The sequence below is a fragment of the Candidatus Latescibacter sp. genome, assembly GCA_030692375.1.
Classification (GTDB): Bacteria; Latescibacterota; Latescibacteria; order Latescibacterales; family Latescibacteraceae; genus JAUYCD01.
This window is the reverse complement of the sequence record JAUYCD010000143.1, coordinates 1-7881: the sequence shown is the minus strand read 5'-3', so window position 1 is coordinate 7881 and position 7881 is coordinate 1. Positions and strand designations below refer to the sequence as shown.

The following is a 7881-nucleotide window of genomic DNA, read 5'->3' as shown; positions in this document are numbered from 1 at the left end:
CGCCAACTGCGCCTCCGCAGTCGAGCGGGCGCTCGAAAGAAAGGCGCCGGGTGTGGAATCCGCCTCGGTGAACCTGGCCGATGATACCGTCCATATCATCTACGATCCTTCTCTTACAGGCCCGGGAAAAATGGCTGAGGCAGTGGAGAACGCCGGGTATACCCTGGTGATCCCCCGCCAGGGTGAGCTGGAAGCCAAGGCCGAAAAAGAAGCCAGGGATCACGAATTGAGGCGAGAGCGCCGAAGCTTCGCAGTGGGAGTAATTTTTACTCTGCCCCTGTTTCTTTTGAGCATGGCGCGCGATTTTTCCCTTGCCGGGACCTGGGCGCAGGGCGCATGGGTGAACTGGCTCTTCTTCTTTCTGGCGACACCGGTACAGTTTTACACCGGACGGGGTTTCTACTCCGGCGGCTTCCGCAGTATCCTTGGCCGTAGCGCGAACATGGATGTACTCGTGGCCCTCGGCTCCTCGACAGCCTATTTCTATTCAGTCATGGTGCTGCTCATTCCCGGCCTGGGAATGCATACCTATTTCGAGACTGCCGCTTTCATCATCACACTGATCAAACTGGGAAAGCTTCTGGAAACCCGCGCCCGGGGACACACGGCGCAGGCCATCCGGAAGCTCATGGACCTGGCGCCCGCCATGGCACATGTGGAAGAGAACGGCGCCGAACGTAGCATCCCGGCGGACCGGGTTCTCCGGGGGAACATCGTGGTGGTGCGGCCCGGCGAGCGGATTCCTGTGGACGGCGTAGTGATCTCCGGCGGCTCTTCGGTTGATGAGAGCCTGATGACCGGCGAATCCCTTCCGGTGGATAAGACAGCAGGCGAAATGGTTTTCGGCGCTACTGTCAACATTCAGGGACGTCTCCGCATCCGGGCCACCGGAGTCGGGCAGGACACCGCTCTCGCCCAGGTCATCCGCCTCGTCCGTCAGGCCCAGGGCAGCAAAGCCCCCATCCAGCGCATCGCCGACCGCGCCGCATCCATTTTCGTGCCAGCCATAATCCTTATCGCTCTTGCAACCTTTATTCTCTGGTGGGTGGTTGGGGGAGCATTCGTGCCTGCCATGATCCGCATGGTTGCAGTGCTGGTGATCGCCTGTCCCTGCGCGCTCGGCCTGGCCACTCCCACCGCGGTTATGGCCGGAACCGGCAGAGGAGCATCGATGGGCATTCTCTTCAAAAACAGCGAGGCTTTGGAAAAAGCCCACCGTCTCACCACAGTCATGATCGACAAGACCGGCACACTCACAGTCGGCATGCCCATCCTCACAGATTTCATCCCGGGCGGGGAAAACGTCGCGAGCGATCTCTGTCTCATTGCTGGAGCGGAGTCCGGCTCCGAGCATCCCGTCTCACGGGCGATTGTAAAGGGAGCGCAGGAGAGGGGATGCATTGTTCACGGACCGGAACAGTTTCAATCCATCGCGGGGAAGGGGATCGAAGCGCAGGTGAGCGGCTCTCTCATCCGGGTAGGGAAACCCGCCTGGATCGATGAGTTTCTTCACCTGGAACCTGCTGTCTGGCAGGAAGCTGACCGCCTTTCCCATGAAGGAAAAACCTGCATGGCCGCTCTGATCGATGGCCGGTTTGCGGGACTTCTGGCTGTGGCAGACCGTGAGAAACCCGATGCCGCCGGGGCGGTAAGCCTTCTGAAAATGCTGGGCGTAGAGCCGGTGATGCTCACCGGAGATAATGAAGCGACAGCCAGGACCATCGCCGCAAGGGTCGGGATAGAACGGGTAATTGCCGGGGTGCTTCCGGACCGGAAAGCTGATGCGGTCGCCGCCGCCCGTGAAGGGGGAAGAATGGTGGGAATGGTGGGCGATGGCATCAACGACTCTCCGGCGCTTGCCCTGGCGGATGTAGGCATTGCCCTCGGAACCGGGACCGATGTGGCGATGGAGGCTTCGGATGTAACTTTGGTGGGCGGCGAGCTCATGGGGGTGGTACGGGCGATACGGCTCTCGCGGGAAACCATGCGCACGATCCGTCAGAACCTTTTCTGGGCGTTCTTCTATAACATTTCCCTGGTCCCGGTGGCAGCGGGAGCGCTCCATACGGTTCAATGGCTGCCGGGAATCATACGGGACCTGCATCCGGCGCTCGCTGCGGCGGCCATGGCTTTTTCAAGCGTTTCGGTCGTGCTGAACAGTTTGAGGCTTGCCAAGAAAAGGATTAATGATGAATATCCGGGAAAAAGTGTTTCAGAGCTTTCCGCACTATCGAAAACCTCACCCGGCCTTCGGCCACCCTCTCCTAATTAGGAGAGGGTAAAGATATGGCCTGTCGAGAGTTACCCCCTCTCCTGACTAGGAGAGGGGGACTGGGGGTGAGGTTATAAAAAGCGGAGAAAAACGTAATATTACCTTTTTATGGATAATCGAGGTTTAAAAAAACAGAAGGCAAAATAAAGGATTTTGATTTTGGGCTTTGGACTTTAAAAATGGAGGATGGAGGATGAAAAAAAGAAAGAAGATGGAAGACAAAAGACAGAATAAAACCTTTTACTCTGGACTTTTGGCTTTGGGTTTTGGACTTTGTATTCTCGCATATGCCGCGCCGGGACTGGCCCAGCTTCCTCCTGCCCCTGTCAAAGCGCCTGATGATCTGAAATCCATGCTGCGGAAGGATCATCCCCGTATTTTTTTCAACTCTGAGAGTTTCCCGGCGATAAAAGCACGGGCGCTGAACGAGGAGGCAAAACTTTTCAATGACATGAAAATGCGCGCAGACCGGCTGGACCCTGACAAGGCTCAGCCGGGCGATTACGGCACACAGTCTGCTGAAGCGGCCTTTGTGTACCTGGTGACCGGGGATGACACGTATCTGGTGAAAACAAAGAAACTCCTTAAAAAGAGCATCGATTACTATCTGGACCAATATGCACAGAAGATAGCGGCGAACTGGTACTCTTTCAACCAGACCAATGCCTGGGCGGCCTATGACTGGATTTTCAACCGCCTTTCGGCGCAGGAGAGAAAGGACCTGGCGCTCCCTTTCCTCGATGAAGTGGAGAATATTCAGCCGACCACGAAAAGGCCGCACTTTCTTCCCCAGGAAAGCTGGTCGCGTTCGACCACCGGTTTTTACGGCAATCCGGCGCTTCTATGGTATGCCGGGCTGGCCACATTCGGCGAGGGAATCGATGATGTCCGTGCCGAAACCTTCCTTTCTGAGGGCTATCGGCTCTTTATGGAGGTTCTCGCTCACCGTCGCAAGGGCGCAGGAGATGACGGCGGCTCCGCATCTGCGAGCATGAACTATGTGATGGCGGCGTATCCCTGGGCGGAATATAATTTCTTCCATTCGTTTCGTTCCGCCACAGGGAAGAATATCGCCCTGGACTGGCCTTACGCATCCTACCTTCCCGGCTACCTTTACTGGAACATGCTCCCGGGACTGCTGGAATTCGGGGCGGGCGACGCCTACCATACCACAAACCGGCTCTCCCTGAGCAACATGCGCTCCCATCTCCTCCAGATCATTAATTTTTATGGGGATAGCAGCCCTAAGTGCGCCGCATTCTCCAAGTGGATGATCGGACAGGTCCCGACAGGAAACTACGGTTCCTTTCCCTATCTCCCATTTCTCCTGACCGAGCGCAGGGATGATGTCCAGGCCATGGGACCGGCGACAGTTATGCCTCATGCCCGTAATTTCGAAAACATGGGGCAGGTGTTCATGCGCTCAGGTCCCGGGCCGGATGACACCTATGCCCTCTTTATGGCGGGCGGGGTCATAGAGCAGCACAAGCACTGGGACAACAACCAGTTCCTGATTTTCAAGAAGGGATTTCTCGCCTTGGATACCGGCTCACGGCCTGGCGGAATCCACACACAGAATTACTATCCACGGACGGTGGCGCATAACTGCATACTCATCACCATGCCTGGGGAGGTTCTGCCTGTCTATGTGGACAAGGGGGCCGGCTTTGTATCGACGGAAAAGGGATTTGTAGGCGGCCAGCGCTGGGGTGCACCCGCACCCGGAGAGGAGGATCTTCCGGTGCCAAACGACGGCGGCCAGAACGAGCTTCTGGGTTCGAAGGTGGCGGCGTTTGAAACCAATGATGATTATTCCTATGTCGCAAGCGACGCCACCGGGTGCTACTCCGCTGAAAAATGCCGCCTGGCACTCCGGCAGTTCGTATTTCTGCACCCTGATTATTTCGTAGTTTTCGACCGTGTGGTGTCGGCCAGACCCGAATACAAAAAGACCTGGCTCCTTCATACTGCCACTGAACCTCAGATAGATGACTCCATATTTTCAGAGACACAGGGACAGGGAAAACTCTTTTCCCGAACACTTCTTCCGGAAAAGGCCGAGATGACAAAGATCGGCGGACCTGGAAAACAATTCTGGTCGGGTGGGCGCAACTGGCCCATGCCGCACAACTCACCTCCCGACACCACGCAGCTCCTCGGACAGTGGCGTGTGGAGGTAAGTCCTTCGGAATCAAAGAATGAAGCCCTGTTCCTTCACCTCATACAGGTCGGCGACCTGAATCTGGCAAAGATGGTGCAGTCGGAACTGGTGAAGAATAGGAAACAGGTGGGAGTGAAATTTTCCAGCGGCGCCCGCACCTGGGAGGTGGTGTTCGGAACTGAGGGGGGCGCTTCCGGGCATATTGCCATCCGTGAAGGAGGCAAAATCCTGGTGAACCGTGCGCTGACCACCAAAATCATGCCCCAGAAGGGACTTTTCGGGACGGACTGAGTCTTTTTTAATTCGCAAAAGGTTTGTGATGGAGAAAAAGGTAGAAAAACATACCGCTTAAGGTGAAAAAATTCGCCGCGCCGACGCTGTAGAGCAGATGTAACGGGGTGGAGAGGAAAAGAAGAATGAATGCCGCCTGCAGGATCGCTCCTCCTGCGAGAATCGGGATGAATCCGGAGATGTGCTGAGCGAGAAAATAGTTCGCCATGATATACACGAGTGAAATCGGAAGCACCGCCAGTCCCACAATGCGGATAAGAGGCTCCGCTCCGGGAATTATCTTTCCCTGGGTCGAGATGATCATGACCAGGCCGGGAAAAAACCAGGCGATGGCGATTCCGATTCCGGAGAGGCCTGCGACTACGGTGGCGCTGCGGAGGAGAAACGGGATGGGGTTGCGCATCAGGGTTTTTTCTTCGGCCACCACCGGGAACATAACCATGAAAATCCCTGAAAGAGTAAAAAAAGCCGAACCCACAAAAGCCGCACAGGCATAAGCATTGGCGGCTTCAGGTGAAAAGAATCTGCGGGCGCACACCATATCCATTCCCCGGAAAAGGGAGAAGGTAAGCAGGGTGGCCGCAATAGGTAGGGTGAAGGTGAAAGCCTTTTTCAGTTCCGCCGGACTGATCGCTTTCGAGGGAAGGCGGAAGAACGACCGCATCGGAAGAAAAGCCATGCTTACGGTAATAATGACCGCTGCAACCACCGCCGCCATGACGCCGTTCAGCCCCTTCGCCAGAATGATGATGAAAAGGAAAGCCATGGTGAAACGAGAGATCCCCCAGCAGATGGATACCAGTCCCAGGGTGATGAACCGCTGCAATCCCTGAATAGCGCCGTACAGCACCGGAATAAGGGAATAGAACCCGATGATCAGCATGAGATAGATTACCGGGAGGACAGACTTTATTTTCAGAAAATCGGCTATGAGAGGGGACATCGAAAGTCCGATTAACATGGTCGCTCCGCCGGCCAGGATAACATAACGGAGCGAACGCGCCACGAAATTCTTCGCCTCGCCGTACCGGTCAAGGGCGGTGAGGGCCGACACCTCCTTGCTGACCACGAGCTGCAAAGCTGCAAGCGGCGCGGTCAATATGAAAAAGATTACGAAAAGCGCCCGGTAGATACCGTAATCTCCCTCCGGAAGCCGGGCGGTGATCCCGTTGAATCCGAGTTCGAAAAGGTTGCTCATGAAGTTCAGAACGATGAAAATTCCGCCGCTCATGAGGAACTGCCGGTGAGAGATCGCCATTTTCCCTTTTGCCTGCCATATTCTATTCTTGTGTGTATACCGGAGTAATATCAAAGATTCGTAAAACTATACAAAAGTGGGGGGAATAGCAAGAAAAAGAGAAAATTGTTCCTCGCAGAGACAAGGAGGATGTCTGAACCATGATTTATAGGATTCAAGGATTACCATGATGATTAAAACATAATCCTGGTATGTCATTAGATAAGGTTTGTTATCATATATAGATGCCGAAACAAGTTCGGCATGACACGTGTCATCCTGAACTCGTTGCCGCTTCGCGGGAACGATAAAACCGTTTCAGGATCTAAATGTGCAATCACGGCGCAACATTTTAATAATTCTTACCAAATGACATAACCGTAAAACATAAAATCAAGATAATCTTTTAATCAAGCGAATCATGGTTCAGAACTTTTCACCCCCGTCCCCACGAGAAAATGCCCGTGCCTCCGGTCGATGGCGCACAAGAGGTCGGAGAGCGGCCCCCAGAGCGGAAGATAGCCGCGCGTGTACACCCGCACTTCTCGAAATCCCACTTTTTCCAGCAGATCTTTTAGCCCCCTGTAGGCCAGCACGCGGACATGCCCCACAGTGCCGCTTACCCCGCTAGCCTGCCAGGTGTTCATGAATTCCTCGTCGCGGGGTTCGTCTGCATGCCAGATAAGCGGGTTTCCGAGGCTCCAGCCGTTGATGTTGGTGGTGGAGAACGGCTGCCAGCCGAACACGAGCGCCCCGATGTTCACCCAGGATGACAGGTTTTCGGTGAGGATAATGACCTGTCCGCCGGGAAGGAGAGTTCGGTGGCATTCTTCAAGGTAGAGCCGGGTGTTGTGGACATGCTCGATGCTCTGGCTGGAAAGGATGAGGTCGAAGAAATCGCTGTCATAGCTCCAGGGCGCATTCACATCCTGGCTGATGCAGCGGATGCCCTTTTCTTCCGCCATACGGCAGATGCTGTCGACATACTCGATGCCGTAAATCTCGTGCGCGCGGGCGATTTCGGCAAATTCCAGGGTAAGTTTCCCATCGCCGCATCCCACATCGAGGAAACGCTCTATTCTTGTCCGGCGAATGAGTTTTTTCCCCAGGGCGTTGCACCGTGCGAGGCCGTCATTGAATGATTTCGGGGCGATGTATTTTAAAAGTTTCCGCATCTTTATGATCCTGTGGTATAAAAATCGAGTATTTTTGAAGGAAACAGTTTACTTCCGATTACGCAAGGTTTTTTTTCAAAAAGTTTTTTGTTTGACGCCGGGCATGATATATACTGTAAAGTTGCAAAGAGAAAGATAGATCCTGAAACGAGTTCAGGATGACACGTGTCATGCCGAACTTGTTTCGGCATCTATACATGATCATGAACCTTATCCATACGCGGAAAATCTTTTCTTCTGTCTTCTGTATTCTTCTTTCCAAGGAGGTCTTTCATGTTCTCACTACAAAAATCCACGCGGCGTACTGTTCTCAAAGCAGGGCTGGCTTCTCTGGCTGGCTCAACTGTCGCTTGTGGTGGTCGCGCTGGTATCTCTTCGCACACGCAGGCCCAAATTCGCCCTAAAGCCAAAGGAGAGACCAAGGTGGTCTATCTTGGCGGCGACCAGCTCCACAATGCTCTCGGGCAGGAGCAGGAACTCCGTGGGGTCTTTGGCAAAACCGGCTGGCGTTTTCTCTCAACCACCGACGCCCGGTATGTGACTCCCGAACTGATAAGCGACGCCGATCTTCTGATTATCACCCGATGGGGCGGCCCGGTTACCGGCTTCAGTCCCGAGCCTGTCCGTGAAAAGCTGCCCTCGACTGACGGCTACATGAGCGATGAGCTTGAGAATACCATTATCGACAATGTCACCAACCGTGGCATGGGATTCATTGCCCTGCACTGCACCATCTGGACTCCCG

The 7881-nt window shown here is 54.5% G+C and carries 5 protein-coding genes; 3 read left to right on the top strand and 2 right to left on the bottom strand.

Features of this window, described 5'->3' with window-relative positions; translation table 11 throughout:
* The coding region (locus tag Q8O92_08760; GenBank protein MDP2983406.1) for a heavy metal translocating P-type ATPase at positions 1–2272 on the top strand (2272 nt) is incomplete at its 5' end.
* A 193-nt stretch (positions 2273–2465) separates the two neighbouring features.
* Complete coding sequence (locus Q8O92_08755; protein ID MDP2983405.1) at positions 2466–4724, top strand: heparinase II/III family protein; 2259 nt, start codon at positions 2466–2468, stop codon at positions 4722–4724.
* 7 nt (positions 4725–4731) lie between these two features.
* Here Q8O92_08755 and Q8O92_08750 read toward each other — a convergent pair whose 3' ends face one another.
* Both Q8O92_08750 and Q8O92_08745 read right to left on the bottom strand, forming a co-directional pair.
* Entirely contained in the window at positions 4732–5982 is a 1251-nt protein-coding gene (locus tag Q8O92_08750; GenBank protein ID MDP2983404.1) for a hypothetical protein, read from the bottom strand.
* 398 nt (positions 5983–6380) lie between these two features.
* Positions 6381–7136 (bottom strand): methyltransferase domain-containing protein, encoded by a 756-nt coding sequence (locus Q8O92_08745; protein MDP2983403.1) that lies wholly within the window; start codon positions 7134–7136, stop codon positions 6381–6383.
* Positions 7137–7409: 273 nt separating this feature from the next.
* Here Q8O92_08745 and Q8O92_08740 point away from each other — a divergent pair.
* On the top strand, positions 7410–7881 hold a 472-nt coding region (locus tag Q8O92_08740), incomplete at its 3' end, for a hypothetical protein (protein MDP2983402.1).